Here is a 16609-nt window from a genome sequence, read left to right on the forward strand (position 1 = left end):
GGTTCATTTGCGCAGCTCTTCAAGCGTTTTTCTGGCGTCATCGGATCCCGGAAATGTTGGATTGAGTTGTAATGCCGTCTGGAGTGCTTTGGTCGCTTTGGCAGGCTCTCCTCTTTTATAGAGGGTCATGCCGTAGTGGTATTGGACGACGGGGTTGGTGTGAAGTTTGGCCGCAGCTTCCCTCAGAAGGCTGTCAGCCGTGAGGAAAACGCCTTTTTTATAGTAGATCCACCCAAGGGTGTCAGCAATGATGGGATCTTGGGGCCAGACCTCCCTTGCAGTTTTTGCATAGGTCAGCGCCTGTTCAGGATTTCCTCCGTTTTCAATAAGGTACCAGGCTAAATTATTGGCGGCCGGTGCAAATCGAGGGTTGGTCTTCAGTGCCTCCTCATAGAAAGCGGATGCCTTTTCCGGTTGATTTTTAGCTTCGAGCACCAGTCCAAGCAACATCAAAGCCTGAACATTTCCGGGCGTTTTGCGCACGGCGGATTCCAGCTCCTGGATGGCTTGATCGAGTTTGCCGATACGGGCATACAACTCGGCCAGGCTGGTATAGGCTGTCAGGGGAGCGTCTTTGCTCTGAATGGCGGCCTTAAATGCACCTTCAGCATTGGAGGTGTCCTTCTCCACCATGAACAGCCGTCCGAGCAGCACATGGGCAAGAGGATTGTCAGGGGCGATCTTCATCTGGCGCGTGACACGTTCGCGGGCTTGTTGGGTTTTCCCCTGGGCGGTCAAGATCGCAGCGATTTGATCGAGAGAGTCGAAAAACTGCGGAGAGGCGGACAAGGCCTTCTCGAAATGTTCAAGGGCGTCTGCATACTGTTTGTCTCCGCGGGCGAGAAGGCCGAGCGCATGATGGATGGTCGGATCGTGAGGGATAATTTCTGCCAGTGCGTCGTAGACTTGCTTGCTTTTCGCGTGGTCTCCACGCCGTAGGTAGGCTTCGCCAAGGACCAAAGCCGCATCAATATTCCGGGGATTGTACTGGAGGGCGGCAAGCCCTTCATCAATCGCCAGCTCGACATTTCCTTTTTTGAGCAAGACTTTGGCCAGTGTGCCACGGGTTTCCGAAGCCTGCGGAGTGAGCGTCTTGGCCTCGATCAGTTCTGTGGCCGCACGTTCGAGGTCGCCTGTTAAGGCATAGGCGATACCCAAAAAATGATGCGCCGGTGCTGATTTCGGATAATCCTTCAGCATGTCCTGAAAGAGGGGAATGGCATCGGCGGCGGCCCCTCGCGCGAGCTTCAACCGTCCCTCGAAAAAACGTCCCGCAGGATCTTTCTGATTTGCGGCGAGGATGGCTTTGATCCGACGGTCTGCCTCGTCGAGTTTATTTTGATCGATGTAGGCGGAGATCACGGTGTCCCGAGCCAGCATCGAAGAGGGGTTGATTCCAACGGCCTGTGTATAGGCGGCTAGCGCTTGATCGAGCTTTCCGTTGGCGCGGTACATGTCACCCAGGGCAATGACGGGTTTCTCATCGGTTGGCTTAATTTTCGACCACTGAATCAGGATGGATTCGGCATCGCTGGCGCGATTCCGATCTTGATAGTATCGTGCCAGCTTGTAGTAGAGCCCGTCATCATTCGGATTTAATTCCAGGGCTTTTTTGTACTCCGGTTCCGCCAGGTCTGGAGCGCCTTGGATCATGCGGATATCTCCCAGTGCAACTCTCAATTCAGCGGCATTGGGATTGCTCTGGAGTGCTTCTTGAAGAGTACGCTCAGCGGATTGGAGGTTGCGGGCTTGTACATAGGCGCGGGCAAGGTCCAGCGCGACCTGTGCATTGTTCGGATCCAACTCGAGTGATTTGGTCAGTTCGGCGATGCCCTCCTTGAGCTTCTTGTTTCCGACCAGGCTTTGCCCCAGAAGAATATGGCCTTCCTTTTGTTCCGGGGCCGAAGCCAGAACGCTTTGGGCTCGCTCCAGAGCTTTCTCCGGTTGATTGGCCATCAAATAAAGTTGGCCCAACCGAAGGTGAGCATCATAATTGGAACTATTCAGATTGACGGTTGTGGTTAATTCCTGAAACGCTTTTTCCAAATTGGGGCCTCCGCCGACTTTCAAGTAAGTAAGCGCAAGCCGGTAATGGCCATCGGCGTCTTCGGGATCGATTTGAACGACATTTTTATACTCGATCAGTGCTTCCTGATACTGTGCTTTTTCGAAGTAGGCGAGGGCGCGCTCCTTATGCCTGGCTTTCTTTGCGTCCGGTGATTCTTGGGCGCAATGAGGCAAGATGGCTAAAAAGAGGATAACCGCGAAGTGCCGAAATAACGGCGAGGGTCCTTGTGAGAGCATAGAGCTAGTCCTCAGGGCATAAAGGGGACAGGGTTTTACCTTAGCAGTAAATAAAGTGCGGGGCAATGAAACAACACTCTTTAGGTCAATTCTAATCGTTCCAGGAGTAGAGGTGTGCATTGACTTACTGCAGAGCCGAGTAAACCCGTTGTTTCTCGTGTGAGAGCGGCTGCGATACGGAATGGCCGTCCTGTTGTTCACCGTGTTGAACACGGACCGTTGCCGAGAGCGGGGATTTAATCGGCGCGCGCGGAGAATTAGGCGGCGGCGGCCGTGTCGCGCTTGGCGGCCTGGCCGAGGATGTCCAGCGCGGCGACGCGATAGGCTTCGGCGTAGGTGGGGAAGTTGAACACGCTATCGATAAACGATTCGATCATCGCGCCTTGCTGCAGCGCCATTTGCCCCAAGTGAATCAGTTCGGTGGCGGATTCTCCCACGATCTGAATGCCGAGCAGCCGCTCGCCTCGGGGGTCGGCAATCATCTTTAAGAGGCCGTCGCTGGAGCCGGAGATTTGCGCCCGCGCAATTTCTTCGAACTTGGCCCGTCCGACGATCGGGTTGCGATAGCGTTCGCTGGCCGCCTTTTCATCCATGCCGATGCTCGCCATTTCCGGAATCGTGTAGATGCCCAGGGGAATGGTGGAGAGGGCGTCGCCGATCGGGAGGTTCAGCGCGTGGCGAACGGACCGGCGGCCCTGTTCCATGGCTTTGGACGCGAGGGCCGGGGCGCCCACCATGTCGCCGGCCGCGTAGATGTGGGGCACGTCCGTTTGGCAATACTGATTGACGGACAGGCTGCCTTTGGCGTTGATTTGAAGCCCGGCCGCGGCCAGGTTGAGGTCTTCCACGTTGGCCTGGCGGCCCAGCGCCACAAGGAGCTTCTCGCTCTTGATGATCTGGCCGTCGCCCAGGATGGTGACGACCTGGGTGGCGCCGTCCCATGCCATGCTGTTGATCGTTTGTCCTCCGAGATATTGGCCCCCGCGCTGCTCAAAGCTGGTGACGAACTGGGCCACGAGTTCTTGATCCATGAACTGCAGCGGCGCGGTGGCCCGATCGATCAAGGTCACCTGCACGCCCAGCAAGGCAAAGATCGAGGCGTATTCGCATCCGATGACGCCGCCGCCGATGATCGCGAGGGAGCGCGGCAGATAGATCATGGACAGCAGGGAGTCGCTGTCGAGGATATGTTCGTGATCGACGGGAAATTCCGGCGGATTCCGGGGGCGCGAGCCGGTGGCAATGACAAAATGCTCGGCGGTGAATTGCTGGCGCGCGCCATCGACGGACTGCATTTCGATGGTGCGGTCATTGAGGAAGCGCGCGCGGCCGTGAAAGAGCGAGATGCCGTTCCGCCGGAGTTGCTTGCTCATGAAGGTGTCGTGCGTTTGCACGACTTCTTCCAGGCGGCTGAGGAGCGCGGAGATTTCCGCGTCGGGCTTAATGCGGAATTCAAACGCTTCGCTGGCGCGCCGCAACCGGTTGATGTGCAGGGCGCTTTCGCGGAGGGTTTTGCTCGGAATCGTGCCGCGATAGACGCAACTGCCCCCGATGCCGCGCTCGCGTTCGATGAGGGCCACGCGCTTGCCCGCTTTGGCGCCCTGGATGGCGGCTTTCTGACCGGCCGGGCCGGCTCCGATGATGACAATGTCGTAGGCGGTTGGTGTGCTCATAGGTTCATCGAATTGACGACGGTCAGAATTTTCTCTTTGCCTGCCAGCAGTTGATCGATGTCGTTCGGGTACAGATTCAGATCGGCGAAGACGGGATGTTCGCGCAACTCTTCTTCCGGCAGTTCTTCGGGCGACAGGATGTGGGTGGAGAGGAGGTCCGCTACGCAGGTCAGGAGGCATTCTTGCCGGAAAGCCGTGGCGTGATCGTAGTCGTGATAATACGAAATGGCTTCGGCGACCTGTTTGGGCAGCCCCCATTTGTCGGCAATCAATGTGCCCACGCGTGCGTGGTAGCCATTGATGAGGGGTTGCAGGGTCTCAGGATCCACGTTGATTTTCAGTTCTTTGGCGAGCGTGGTGACGGCTCGGAGGATCACGGGCTTCCCGATTCCGTGCAGCAGGCCGCAGAGATAGGCTGTTTCCACGTTGACGCGCCGCATCCTTGCGACTTCTTTGCCATAGGATCCGCTGGCTAATGAGTGGCGCCAGAGCAGTTTGACCTGGTCTTCATGACCGGGCACCTGAAAGGCCCCGTTTTTCAAGGAGGCGGTAAAGGCGATTTCGGAGAGTAAGTTGATGCCCAGCATGGCGACGGCATGTTGCAGTGAGACGACCGGGCTCCGCGGCATGTAGGCCGGCGAATTCGCGATGCGCAGGACGTGTGCGGCGAGTGCCTGGTCTTGGTGAATGAGTCCTGAGAGCTTGGCCGCGTCGGCATCCGCATCGGAGGCCAAGGCCATGACTTTGCTGGCGACATGAGGCAGCAGCGGGAGCTCAACGTCTCCCTGCTCGATCTTCTGAAGGAGCGCCTGTTCCAGTTTGTCTATAGCGGCTGCCGGCGTTTGGATATCGGGGGCCATGGGTCTTGTGGCGCTCCTGTTCGTTGTGGTCGGTGTATTCTTGTGACGTGTCTTTGTCGGTTGATATGGGGCAAAAGTTTAGTGGGCTGATGACAAGCTCCGGAGGGCTGACTATACTGCGGGAATCTATGGGGAAGAAGGGGGACGTGATGCACGCGCGATTGATGGCCGGGATAATGGTCTGGGGAATGGGCCTGTTGCCGGTTGGGGGGTACGGAGCCGAACCAGCGGTGACCGCGGAGACGATCAGGAAGGATGCGCGGGAGACGCTGGAGGCCACCAGGCAGTACACGGCTCAGCAAAAAGAGGCGTTTCAACAGGCGGCGCGGGAAGAACTGGAGGTGATTCAGCGGCAGATTCTCCAGCTTCAGTCCAAGGTCGGGCAGGCCTCGGCGTCGGCGCGGGCCGAGTTGCAGCAGTCGATCAATGACTTGGAGGTCAAGAAAGATGCCACGAGAAAAACGCTTGAGGAGCTGAAGTCGGCCACGGATGCTCAATGGGATGGCGTCAAATCAGGCATCCATAGGGCTATTGACGAACTGAAACAGTTGTCTCGTGAGGCGCTGTCCAGAATTCCTTAGGAGTCAATCAGATGGCGTTGAGATTTGCGCTCTATCCTGGTTGCGCGGCCAAAGGGGCCACGCCGGAACTCTATCAGTCCACTATGGCGATTGTGGGGCGGCTGGGCCTGGAGGTGGTCGAACTGGCGGCGGCCTCCTGCTGCGGGGCCGGTGTGGTGACCGAAGCTGAGCCGGATGTGGCGCTGGCCTTGAATGCGCGGACGTTTGCGCAGGCTGAGGGCCTGGGGCTCGATATCATGACGATCTGCGGCACCTGCCAGGGCGTGATGGGGGCGGCCAACAGGCGCTTGAAGACTGAGCCGGGGTTGCTGGAGCGAATCAACCGTCTGTTGGAGCCGGAGGGCATCACCTATCGAGGGACGGTACAGGTCAAGCATCTGCTCTGGATTGTCGTGCGCGAGATTGGGGTCAGACGGCTCAGTGAGCTGGTGAAGGCGCCGTTGAGAGAGTTGCGCATTGCCCCCTTCTATGGCTGCTATATGCTCCGTCCCTCGTGGGATCTTGGATTTGACGATCCGGAAAACCCCACGTCGCTGGAACAGGTGATCCGCGCACTGGGAGGGGAGTCGGTGGTCTACACCGGCCGGACGAAGTGTTGCGGGTTTCCGGTGATGCTCGAAAAGGAAGCCATCGCGGTGGCGATGGCCGGGGCGAACATGAAGGAGGCCAAGGATAAGGGGGCCGAGTGCATGGTGACGCCTTGTCCGTTGTGCCATATGAGTTTGGATATTTACCAGGAGCGAGCCGGGCAGGCTGTGAAGACTTCGCTCGATCTCCCGATTCTTCACTTGCCGCAATTGCTCGGGCTTGCGATGGGCATTGCGTCACAAGACTTGGGCCTGTCCCGCCATTTGGTCCCGGTGGATTCGATCGTGAGACGAATCGCGTCATCCGTTCATCATTCATAGTTACAGAGGAGCGCATTGCGATGAAAGTCGTAAAATTGTCGGATTATCAGCAGTTTAGTCCTGAGAAGATGAAGAAGAACAATATGTTTCAAACGGAGCGATTCTTCTGCGACATCTATTGTTTCGAGCCGGGGCAGGAGCAGAAGGGCCACATTCATGGAGAGCAGGATAAGGTCTATCTTGTGCTGGAAGGTCAGGGCACGTTTCAGGTCGGATCAGTGAAGCAGGTGCTCGGCCCTGGAGAGGGCACCATGGCTCCGGCCGGGGAAGAGCATGGCGTCAAGAATCATACGGACCAGCGTTTGAAGGTTCTGGTATTTGTCGCGCCGAATCCATAGATGCGCGGCGCAGGGGGCGGAGCTGGGCGCCTCATTCCGCTCGCAAGGGAATTTTGACGCTGATGGCGCCGGCGAGGTCTCCTTCCTGAGCGCCCTCTTTGGGGTAGCCTGAGATATCCCATTCCCCCTTGGGTCCGCCGTGGCAGGCGAGGCACTCCCGCTGGTAATAAATCGGCATCATGACGCGCAGGGTGTTGCCTGATTCGGTCAACTCGCTGACATAGGCCTCGCCGTTGGGCCGTCCCGACAGCCACTGGAGGACGGAGGCTTCATATTCGTCCGGCTCGTTCTTGGGATTGCGCGGTTGTATCGCGGTCTGTTTCAGCTGGACGCGGGACTGTTTGGAAAACCGCGCGGATGCTTGGCTGCCGAAGGTGGCCGGGATGAAATTCTTATATCCGATCCCGCGCTGATTGATGACGACCTGCGCGTCGCGGACGACGTCCTTGCTGGCCTCGATCAGGGCCGGCAGGAGGGTGCGGGCCTGAGACGGCACCGCGAACGGCGCCTGTTTCACGGCCAGCGTGCTCAGGTCGATCCCGGTCCGTTGCCGAAAGATCTCGCTCATCTGCCGTTCAAAGACCTCCGGTGTAAAACCTTTGTCTCCTCTGTGGACATCGTCGATCAAGGCCTGATTCTGTTCAATCGCCAGGCGCCCGGCTTGGAAGAGTTTGGCCAGCAGCCGGGCGGTTTCTTCCGCTTCGGCGCGAAGCTGTTCGGGCGGCGATGCCTGGGCAGGAGTGAGGCCAAGCGCCATTGCCAGGGTGATGAGGGCGAGCCATGGGCGGCGGATCATAGAACCTCCTGTGTCGCGGTCAGCGCGACGATGATTCCCGGCAGGCGCCTTGGGCATAGTGCGCCGGCATCTTTTGTACATCGAACGGCAGCCCTTCCGTCGCGGCCCGGCGCGGGTAGGCATAGGATTCGTCGATCCAGCGATGCCGCATCTGCTCCAGTCGGCCCGAATCCTGGAGCTGGAAAATGACATCGTTGATAAACCAGCGCAACGCATAGCTTTCTTCCGCCATGGCGACGGCATAATCGGCCTGCGTGAATTGCAGCGGGGTACGCTCGTCCTTCATCAAGAGCTGCCAGTCCCGGCGCGTGGTCTTGATCATGAAGTTCAGAACCGGGTGTGCGCCGACGATCACATCGATTGCCGGCGAGAGTCCGGCGGCGGCATGCTCGAAGGCGGCGGGCAGCGAGTCGCACACGAGCAGCCTGGCATTGGTGAGCCTGGCTTCAGCATAGAGGTGTGCGGCCGTACTGTCTTGAACGGCGACCGTCATTCCGTTCAGGAGCTGTTCCCGCGCCGTGGGGCGGCCGGTCGTTCTGAAGCGCGATTGGATCTGGTCGATGATCTCTTTGCGTGTGGCGATGGCGCCGAGGCCGCCTTGTGAAAAGTAGGGCGTGGAGTAGGCGAATCCGGATCGGCCCGGAGAGGGCGTTCCGGCGGCCACGGCCGAGACAAAGAAGTCCAATTGCCCCTCGTTCAAGAGCAGAAAGAGATCCCGGAATCGAACCAGGTGCAAGACCGGGGTCACGGGGGTGCCGCAATGGACCGCAAGCGCCTCACTGATGGTTCGCGCCAGTTCGGTGTCGAGTCCGGTGACTCGGGCGCCTTCGTCGGTCCAGATGGCGGGAAATACGAATGGCCGAAAAGGCTCGACCGCCATCCCGACCTGGACTTGCTGCCGCCGGCAGATCTTATCCAGTTCGTTGGTCGTGATGGGATAGATCTGGTGCATCGCATCGAAGATCAGGCCACAGCCCTGCACCATCGGGAGGAGGCAGAGTAGGACGCCGATGGCGAGCGCCGACCGGCGTCTGAGGCAAGCCGGAACCATGGCGCAGCCAAGACGATTCATCGTCCCGATCATCGGACGCAGCAGTCGCAGACATTCGCTTAATATCGGAATCCGGTTAGAAACAGCCATTGCTGTGATTGCCCCGATTCTCCACGGAAATTAACATCGTACTGCGTATATTGCAGACTCAGGTCGAGTGAAATCCCGCGGGCCACCGGAAAACGCACGCCGGTTTGGCCGCCATAGAGCAGCCCGGGCGCAGTGCGGCCTTGTCCGGAGATGACGGTGCCCAGCAAGGCGCCGACGTAGGGCACCGCGCGGTCTTCCAGCGGACCGAAAAAAAGATGCTTGAGGATGCGGCCGATTGGCATGGACGCCGGAAACTCGAGAAGGTCCAGGACATTGTTCCAGCGAGGGTTGAGAAACAGCGCATGTTGATCGGTGTGAAAGTCGTCGGTGTGAATGCTGAAATATTGATAGCCCACCCGCACCTCCCCATCGCCATACCGCAGCGCCGTTAGTCCGGCCTGCAAGGTGACCTCCCGATCGTTGGGTGCGAATGATTGTTGGCGCAGGGCGACGTCGAAGTTAAACGGCCGCAAGGGCAACACTTCCAGCAGCGCTTCTTGCGCCTGGGCAGGGAGGGGCAGGAGCAGCGTCAGGGTGATGGCGCATAGGCTGAGCCGAAACGCAGCGGCAGGCCATGCAGGCTCTCGATGGCTGATCGGCATGGCTGTCCGTCAATGCGGCTGGGCCGCTCCATCGGCCGGTTGAGATGAATCGGCGTGGCGGCTGGCGGGTTCCGCCGTGATGCAGGATCGCATAATCTCTGCCCGGCACCGGCTTCCGCCGATGGCGGCATTGGCGGTGGCCGCGAATGTTTCCTCGGAGAGCGAGGGCCGAGAGATATCGATGAGCACATGGTCTGGCAGTAAGTCCGGGTCCACATGGAGCACGCCGGTTTGTTGCTGAAGAGTGGTGGTGATCGCGTGCCGGACTGAGAGGCAGTCCGGGCCGCTGAGCATGAGGGCGACACGGTCATGCGCCGATTCCGCTCGAGCGGGTTCGTGCCATGCGAGGCAGACACTGAGACCGATGAAGAGGAGGATATGTTGTTTCAGAATGTGTCTCTTGTGAATACGTGGGACGGGACTGATGCGCTCCGGCTGATCATATGATCAGCCGGAGCAGGAAATCAACGCTACTTCGTTTTTGCCGGCAGTTCCCACGGCACCATGGGCATCAAGTTCGTCGAAGGCTTGGCATCGGGGGAGGCCAAGAGGACGGCGATCGCGCCACGGAGGGCCCCGGTCAGGGAGTGGGTCACCAGCGGATAGGCGCCGGCTGATTCGACGACCACGTCGAAGGTGGCCGCGCTGCCCGGTCCGACGACATAGGTCTGCACGCCCTTGAGATTGTTGGCCGGGTTGCCGCTCTCGTAGACGTTGTCCCAGATCTCGCCGATCGGGTGGAAGGCGGAGAATTCATTCGGCCCGGCATTCACGAAATAGACGCGCACCCGCTCTCCCGGCTTCGCATCGAGCTTTCCGCCGCCCGTGACAAACGGGTGATACTTGAAGATGCCGCCGTTGAACATGACGCCATCGAACTTCCGGTCGAACATCGCCTGCACATCGTTGGGGTTCTTGAAGAACTCTGATTGCACCAACACATATTCCCGATCCGCCTTGGGCCAAACGGACGCATCCTTCGGATCGACGATGATGGCGCCGAACATGCCTCGGGCGATGTGCTGGATCATGGGCGGCGCGCCGCAGTGATAGAAGAAGATGCCGGGTTTCTTGGCCACGAAGGTGTAGCTGATGGTTTCGCCGGCATTGATGGCCTTGTAATTCTTCAAGAAGTCGATTTCCGCCGCATGGAAGTCCATGGCATGCGGATTCTTGTTCGTGGCCGGGTTGGTCAGGGTAAAGTTAATCGTATCGCCTTCGGTCACGCGGACGACCGGCCCTGGCATGGTGCCGTTAAACGTCCAGGCCGCATACTTCTCCCCTCCGCCATCGATGACGATGTCGGATTCGACGGCAGTCATGTGAATGTCATGGGTTTTGGCCAGAGCGGCGGATGACAGTCCCAACGTGCCGGCCAGGGCGATGGCGATCGCTCCCGTCATGGCGACGAACTGCTGTGATCTATGCCTGTTCATGGTGTACTCCTCTCGGTATGGTTGAAAGAACGACTTATGCGTCCGGTGAACGTCTGCGGGCTTTAATGCCCAATCCAAGCGCCAGCTTGTATGGGAGAGGATACGGAGGTTATTGGGAAAGTAATATGACGCAGGTCATATTTTTGAATATTCGTGAGTATAATATTTTCAATTGGTTAGGAGGAGGCAAGCGCTTTTAAGCGGTCAAGATTCAGGATGATGAGGCGGGTTGCAGTGCCGGAGACGAGGCGGTCGCGCTTGAATCGGCTCATGATGCGAATGGCGGTTTCAGTGGTTGTGCCCACCATATTGGCCATGTCCTGTCTGGTGAGGCGCATCGGGAGCATGAGGCCTTGGGGGGACTGGATGCCATTGCGAGTGGCGAGGTCTACCAGCAACGACGCGAGCCGCTGGTCGGCTCGGTCGAGTGCGAGGACTTTGGCCTTCTCTTGGGCTTCGTTCAGGCGATTCCCCAAATGTTTAATGACTTCGATGGCGGCTTCCGGATTCCGCCGCAGCATGTCGAAGTACGCTTTCTTGTTCATGCGGAGGATGCTGACATCGCCCATGGGCTGAGCCGTGCCGGGGTGTGCGGTGCCTTCGAACGCGGCGGCGTCACAACAAAAGAGGTCGCCCGGCATGAGCATTTTGAGGGTGCATTCTTTTCCATCCGGCGACGATTTTACGCATTTCACCGTGCCTTCCTTCACGATATGAAAGTATTCTGTCGGATCGCCTTCCCGGAAGATCACGTCCTTTTTGGTGTAGCGTTGCTCGGTTAAGTCTTGCAGTACACGCTGGCGGTCTGCGCTGGAGAGAATGTTCAGCAGCGGGATATGCGCGAGTTCATCCGGGGGCGATGAACTCGCGCGGTTACTTGACGATGTGTGTGGCCGCTTCGACAATGGACCGTGCTCCGATGCCAAAGTGATCGACGAGTTCGTCGGGTTTGCCGCTGTGGGGAATGGTGCGGACGGCCAGCTTGTGGACCTTGATGCCTTCCGTCCCGACGGCACTGAGGACCGCGTCGCCCAGGCCGCCGTGCGCATAATGGTCTTCGACGGTGAGCAGGCGCCCCTGTGTGGCGCGTGCGCTTTCAAGGAGCGTGGCGCGGTCGATGGGGGCGATGCTGTAGAGATCGACCACGCGCACGGCGATGCCCGCCGCTTTCAATTGATCGTGCGCCTTGAGGGCTTCGAAGAGGGTGACGCCCGCTGCGACGATCGTCAACGCGTCGTTCGCGCTTTTCCTGAGCACCTTGCTGCCGCCGATGAGAAATGTTTCGTCTGCGCCATAGAGGACCGGCGATTTCGGACGTCCGGCGCGGATGTACACCATCCCGCGATGGTTGGCGGCCGCTTCGACGAGGCGATAGGTGCAGGTGGCGTCCGAGGGATAGAGGACAACCACGCCCGGCTGGGCCGCCATCATCGCAATATCTTCCAGCCCCATCTGCGACGGGCCGTCTTCGCCGATGCTGACGCCGACGTGCGTGCCCACCAGTTTGATGTTGGATTGGCTGATGGCGGCCATGCGAATGAAGTCGTAGGCGCGCGTGAAAAAGGCCGCAAAGGTGGCGACGAAAGGCACCTTGCCGCAGGCCGCCAGGCCGGCCGCTGCGCCAAGCATATTTTGTTCGGCGATGAAGTTTTCAAAGAAGCGGTTGGGAAATTTCTTGCCGAACTTGTCGGTGTAGGTCGAGTTTTTCACATCGGCATCCAGGCCGACCACCGAGGAGTTCACGCCGCCCAAGGCTTCGAGGGCTGCCCCAAAGGCCTCGCGCGTGGCTGCGGCATCGCCCGGTTTGTAGGGAGAGGGGGGGAGCGCGGTGACTGTAGGCGCGGCTATTGTTGTGGCCGCCGGTTTCGTGATCTGGAGAGTCCCGGTCGCCGGCTTCAGTTGCTTGGTCAATTCATCGATGGCCTTTTGGGTCTCTTCTCCTTTGGGGACTGGCTTGCCATGCCAGCTTGGGCTGTCTGCCATGAATGAAATGCCGTGGCCCTTGAACGTTTTGGCGAGCAGGACGGTAGGTTTGCCTTTGGTGCGCGCGGCTTCATCGAACGCGGCAAGGAGGGCGGCCATATCGTGTCCATCGACCACGATCGCGTGCCAGCCGAACCCAGACCAGCGGGCGCGGTACCCCTCCATATTATGCTGCAGCATCGTCGGATCACTCTGTCCCAGCCGGTTCACATCGACGATGGCGCAGAGATTATCCAGGCCGTGATGGCGCGCGACTTCCGCCGCTTCCCAGACGGATCCCTCGACGGATTCTCCGTCGCCCATGAGGACGTAGGTGCGATGGTCGAGTTTATCGACGGACTTGGCATTCAACGCGATGCCGATTCCCACGGGGAGCCCCTGGCCCAGCGAACCCGTTGCCATGTCAACAAAGGGCAGGCGCGGCGTGGGGTGTCCTTCCAGATCGGATGCCAGGGTCCGTAGTTTTAAGAGCTCGCTCTTGGGGAAGAGTCCCGCTTCCGCCCAGGCTGCGTATAAGAGTGGCGCGGCGTGGCCCTTTGAAAGGACAAACCGGTCGCTGTTTGGTGCCTTGGGATTCTTGGGGTCATAGCGCATGACGGAGAAGAAGAGTGCCGCCACGATGTCGGCGGCGGAGCAACAGCTGGAGGGATGGCCGCTGCCTGACTCAGAGGTTGCCCGAACGCTCTCAATGCGGAGGTGGGTCGCCTTGTTGTGCAGCGCATTGAGCGTGTCGGGTGAAACGGCTGAACTGGCCATCGGAACTCCTTTCAGGAATTGAATATCACGGATGCCGGCGCATGCATCTCTGTTTCAGAGATTGGCAGGAAGGCCGCGGAGCATGAGGCTAACAAAACGAATTCCGGGAGTCAATGAAGGGATCATTCAGCATTGGGGAGTTGGGGCCTCGACGGCGTACAGGATAGGTTCAAAGAGGCGGATCTAGGTTGAGCAAGGACACTGGATCATTGGAAGGAGGTAATGGAGACTGGCTTAGATCGGAGTCGTCGTCGCCACTTCGGTGGAGCAGGCGCTTTCCAATCCGTTGTAGGCGCTGACGGCAAAATAGTAGGTGGTATTGCGGGAAAGATTGGCCACTGTCGCAGTCGGCGAGGAGACAAACTGTGAGTACTGGTAGGAGCAGGACCCCGATTGCCCGGGCGATTGCGTTCCGTAGTGCACGTAATAGCCGGACACGGTTGGGTCTGCGACGGGATCCCACGCAAGGGTAGCGGTGGCTCCTGCAACGCTTGAAGTGCCAGGGGTGCTGGAAATAGAAGGGGCTCCCTCGCCACCTCCCGCACAGCCTGTCAAAAGGGTGGCGGTGATAATGACTAGGCAGGCAGCAACTGATTGGAGCAGGAGCTGGCATCCTGCTGCTGGATGATGCTTTCCAAGAGAAAAACGGCTGAGGGTGCTGTCTCTTTTTGAAGAAGAGAGAGCGGCTCTTAAGTGCGTGATATGAGCTCCCATGTATTCACCTCTTAGAAATGACCGGGCCTAATCGGATGTCATGGCCCTGCATCGTGAACTAGACCTAGTCTTGAGCAACTTATGTGCCGATCGTGACGTATTGTTTTTATTGAAGATTTAGTTTTGGCGAGCGGTAAAAATTGTACGGGGTGGGTGTTTGTGAAGGGAAATCCCTACGCTATGTGGGGATGTAATTATCTGCGGGCTGAACCTCTAACTATCGGTAAAATTGGTGGTCTTATCGCATGAGGCCATCCGCGCGCTTGATCGTGCGCGGTTAAGAGAACGTGTTACGGACAGAACGGAAGGGTGTTGAATGGCTAAGGATGAGTGCCATGATGCAGAGACGTTCTAGAGAGAGAGGATGAGTGTACGAAATGGGAGCGGGTGCGGATCTCACGCAAAGTCCGCATCTGTTCTCAGGTGTGTGTTGGTGAAGGTTGGAGGAGATGGTTTATGCAGTGGTTCTAAGGGCTGGGTGGTTCGGTCGAATCTGCCGTGTTCCGGCGAAAATCGATGGGCCTCCCAGCCAAATAGCGTGATGTTTGAACAATGCTAGGGTGAACTGGTGGGTGGCGTGATCCGGCCCCACCGGATTTTGTGCCAGACGCGCTCATGGGCCCAGAAGAGGAAGATTTTGGTCATTGCTTCCGATGATCCGATCAGGGTCGCGGTCTTGATGCTGCCGGTCCACAGATAGCTCAGAATCATCGTATCGATGGTTCCCAGCACACGCCAGCTGATTCCCTTGATCACGCTCCGTAGGTGGGATTCCGTTCCCTGGATTTCGTCAGCCATGGTCATGCACTCCTTGCATTGCCCTGCGCGTCTGGCGCAGGAGAAACTGGTTACGGTTCTTCCTGCGGTCGTCCCTGGGCAAAATCCTTCAATGTATAGTGGTCTAAAATATCGGCGATCGCATTGCGTACATTGCCCATCACGTGCTGAAGCGGACAGGATGCCGTTGAGGCATACGGACAATCACTGCATTTCTGATAGGCCGTTTTGCTGACGCAGGGTATGGGGGCGAGAGGCCCGTCGAGCATGCGAATGACTTGTCCCAGGGTGATCGATTCGGGAGGTTTGATCAGCTGGTAGCCGCCTTTGATCCCGCGCCGGCTGGCCAGAAGGCCCATACGTTTGAGCACGAGAAGAATCTGCTCTAAGAATTCGGCGGGAATATGCTGCCGCTCCGCGATTTCGTGACGCTGGAGGGTGGTGCGATTGTAGGCCAGCGTCAGCTCGATCAGCGCGCGGAGCCCGTATTCGCTTTTCTTCGAAAGCTTCATAATGAAGAGATGGTGATCGATTGCCAACTGACTTTGTCAAGTTTTCAGACATTAGTGTAGTTTCATGATCTCCGTCAAGGTATGAGTTTGTGGGGAGAGCGGGCAGACGCGAATTGCTGTGCGGAGATTTCAACTGGTGCAATCGGGAAAATCGCGCTGCAACTCTTTGATCCATGAGGGAATGTTTCTTGACAGGGCGAAACTATTCTTGTTAGCTTGGCGCTCCGTTTTTGAATGGCCGACTGAGTTGATGCACACTTCTTTTTTACGACGACGGGATCTTCTGTGACCTATCAGGATCTCATCCTTTCACTAAGCCGGTTTTGGGCTGATCGGGGCTGTGTGATCCATCAGCCCTACGATATGGAAATGGGAGCGGGTACCTTCCATCCTGCGACCTTTCTGCGTTCACTGGGCCCCGAGCCCTGGCGTGCCGCCTATCCGCAGCCCTGCCGCCGGCCGACCGATGGCCGGTATGGGGAAAATCCCAACCGCATGCAGCATTACTATCAGTATCAGGTGGTGCTGAAGCCTGCGCCGGACAACATTCAGGAATTGTATTTGGAAAGTCTGGCCCAGCTCGGCATCAATCCCAAACAGCACGACATTCGATTTATTCAAGATGACTGGGAATCGCCCACGCTTGGCGCCTGGGGGTTGGGATGGGAAGTGCGCCTCGATGGCATGGAAATCACTCAATTCACGTATTTTCAGGAAATCGGCGGGATCGAACTGAGCCCTATTACCGGCGAAATCACGTATGGCACGGAACGGATCGCGATGTACCTGCAGCAGGTCAACAATGTGTTCGACCTGGCCTGGACCGACTCAATTAAGTATGGCGATATTCACCATGAGACGGAAGTACAGGGCTCGCGCTATAACTTTGAAGAAGGCGATGTGCAGATGCTGATGCAGGCCTTCCAGTCGTATGAGGCGGAATGCAAGCGGCTGCTGGTCCAAACAGACAAGCGGCTGACCTTGCCGGCCTACGACTATTGCATCAAGTCCTCGCATGTCTTCAATTTGCTCGATGCCCGCGGGGCGATCAGCGTGGCCGAACGAACGGGCTACATCGCGCGAGTCAGAGCGTTGGCCAGACAATGCGCCGAACGGTATATCGAGGAACGGGCTGCGATGGGGCATCCGCTCTTGAATCGCAGCGGGCATAAGGCCGGCAGTGCGCGATCAGTGTCCAGATCCACCAAATCCTAACCGTCCAAAGACT

At 58.1% G+C, this 16609-nt stretch carries 17 protein-coding genes; 4 read left to right on the forward strand and 13 right to left on the reverse strand.

Annotated elements, in window-relative coordinates:
- Window positions 1–3 precede the first annotated feature (3 nt).
- From RI101_04560 to RI101_04570, 3 genes are all read right to left on the reverse strand, one after another.
- The gene (locus tag RI101_04560; protein ID MEC4889313.1) at window positions 4–2304 is read right to left on the reverse strand and encodes a tetratricopeptide repeat protein; all 2301 of its coding nucleotides are present in this window, start codon (window positions 2302–2304) and stop codon (window positions 4–6) included.
- A gap of 257 nt (window positions 2305–2561) precedes the next feature.
- Window positions 2562–3977 carry a Si-specific NAD(P)(+) transhydrogenase gene (gene sthA, locus RI101_04565; protein MEC4889314.1) on the reverse strand — a complete coding sequence of 472 codons (1416 nt, stop codon included), beginning with the start codon at window positions 3975–3977 and terminating at the stop codon, window positions 2562–2564.
- A complete protein-coding gene (locus RI101_04570; protein MEC4889315.1) occupies window positions 3974–4837 on the reverse strand; it encodes an HDOD domain-containing protein in 864 nt (287 codons plus the stop codon). The genes sthA and RI101_04570 overlap by 4 nt, the downstream gene beginning before the upstream one ends.
- 146 nt (window positions 4838–4983) lie before the next feature.
- Between RI101_04570 and RI101_04575 the strand changes: the two genes are divergently transcribed.
- From RI101_04575 to RI101_04585, 3 genes are read left to right on the forward strand one after another with little or no spacing between them, the layout of a single operon-like run.
- Window positions 4984–5418 carry a hypothetical protein gene (locus tag RI101_04575; GenBank protein MEC4889316.1) on the forward strand — a complete coding sequence of 145 codons (435 nt, stop codon included), beginning with the start codon at window positions 4984–4986 and terminating at the stop codon, window positions 5416–5418.
- 11 nt (window positions 5419–5429) lie between these two features.
- Window positions 5430–6326 carry a CoB--CoM heterodisulfide reductase iron-sulfur subunit B family protein gene (locus RI101_04580; protein MEC4889317.1) on the forward strand — a complete coding sequence of 299 codons (897 nt, stop codon included), beginning with the start codon at window positions 5430–5432 and terminating at the stop codon, window positions 6324–6326.
- Between the two features lie 20 nt (window positions 6327–6346).
- Window positions 6347–6664, forward strand: coding sequence for a cupin domain-containing protein (locus RI101_04585; GenBank protein MEC4889318.1), 318 nt, complete (start codon window positions 6347–6349; stop codon window positions 6662–6664).
- Window positions 6665–6695: 31 nt separating this feature from the next.
- On the opposite strand, the gene RI101_04590 is transcribed toward RI101_04585, so the two are convergent.
- The 10 genes from RI101_04590 to RI101_04635 form a co-directional block, all read right to left on the reverse strand.
- The gene (locus tag RI101_04590; protein ID MEC4889319.1) at window positions 6696–7460 is read right to left on the reverse strand and encodes a DUF3365 domain-containing protein; all 765 of its coding nucleotides are present in this window, start codon (window positions 7458–7460) and stop codon (window positions 6696–6698) included.
- Between the two features lie 19 nt (window positions 7461–7479).
- The gene (locus tag RI101_04595; GenBank protein MEC4889320.1) at window positions 7480–8532 is read right to left on the reverse strand and encodes a transporter substrate-binding domain-containing protein; all 1053 of its coding nucleotides are present in this window, start codon (window positions 8530–8532) and stop codon (window positions 7480–7482) included.
- A 38-nt stretch (window positions 8533–8570) separates the two neighbouring features.
- Window positions 8571–9203, reverse strand: a complete 633-nt coding sequence (locus RI101_04600; protein ID MEC4889321.1) for a hypothetical protein — start codon at window positions 9201–9203, stop codon at window positions 8571–8573.
- A 9-nt stretch (window positions 9204–9212) separates the two neighbouring features.
- On the reverse strand, window positions 9213–9497 hold the full coding sequence (locus tag RI101_04605) for a hypothetical protein (GenBank protein MEC4889322.1): 285 nt from the start codon (window positions 9495–9497) through the stop codon (window positions 9213–9215).
- A 176-nt stretch (window positions 9498–9673) separates the two neighbouring features.
- Complete coding sequence (locus RI101_04610; protein ID MEC4889323.1) at window positions 9674–10639, reverse strand: multicopper oxidase domain-containing protein; 966 nt, start codon at window positions 10637–10639, stop codon at window positions 9674–9676.
- 176 nt (window positions 10640–10815) lie between these two features.
- A complete protein-coding gene (locus RI101_04615) occupies window positions 10816–11544 on the reverse strand; it encodes a Crp/Fnr family transcriptional regulator (GenBank protein ID MEC4889324.1) in 729 nt (242 codons plus the stop codon).
- Window positions 11513–13378, reverse strand: a complete 1866-nt coding sequence (locus RI101_04620; protein MEC4889325.1) for a transketolase — start codon at window positions 13376–13378, stop codon at window positions 11513–11515. Before RI101_04620 ends, RI101_04615 begins: the two co-directional genes overlap by 32 nt.
- A gap of 234 nt (window positions 13379–13612) precedes the next feature.
- On the reverse strand, window positions 13613–14092 hold the full coding sequence (locus RI101_04625; GenBank protein MEC4889326.1) for a fibronectin type III domain-containing protein: 480 nt from the start codon (window positions 14090–14092) through the stop codon (window positions 13613–13615).
- Window positions 14093–14647: 555 nt separating this feature from the next.
- Complete coding sequence (locus tag RI101_04630) at window positions 14648–14890, reverse strand: DUF2061 domain-containing protein (protein ID MEC4889327.1); 243 nt, start codon at window positions 14888–14890, stop codon at window positions 14648–14650.
- Between the two features lie 50 nt (window positions 14891–14940).
- On the reverse strand, window positions 14941–15381 hold the full coding sequence (locus tag RI101_04635) for an Rrf2 family transcriptional regulator (protein ID MEC4889328.1): 441 nt from the start codon (window positions 15379–15381) through the stop codon (window positions 14941–14943).
- A 285-nt stretch (window positions 15382–15666) separates the two neighbouring features.
- Here RI101_04635 and RI101_04640 point away from each other — a divergent pair, with 285 nt between their 5' ends.
- Window positions 15667–16596 (forward strand): glycine--tRNA ligase subunit alpha, encoded by a 930-nt coding sequence (locus RI101_04640; GenBank protein ID MEC4889329.1) that lies wholly within the window; start codon window positions 15667–15669, stop codon window positions 16594–16596.
- The last annotated feature ends 13 nt before the right edge of the window (window positions 16597–16609 follow it).

This window comes from Nitrospira sp. (assembly GCA_035968315.1).
In the GTDB taxonomy this organism is placed as follows: Bacteria; Nitrospirota; Nitrospiria; order Nitrospirales; family Nitrospiraceae; genus Nitrospira_D.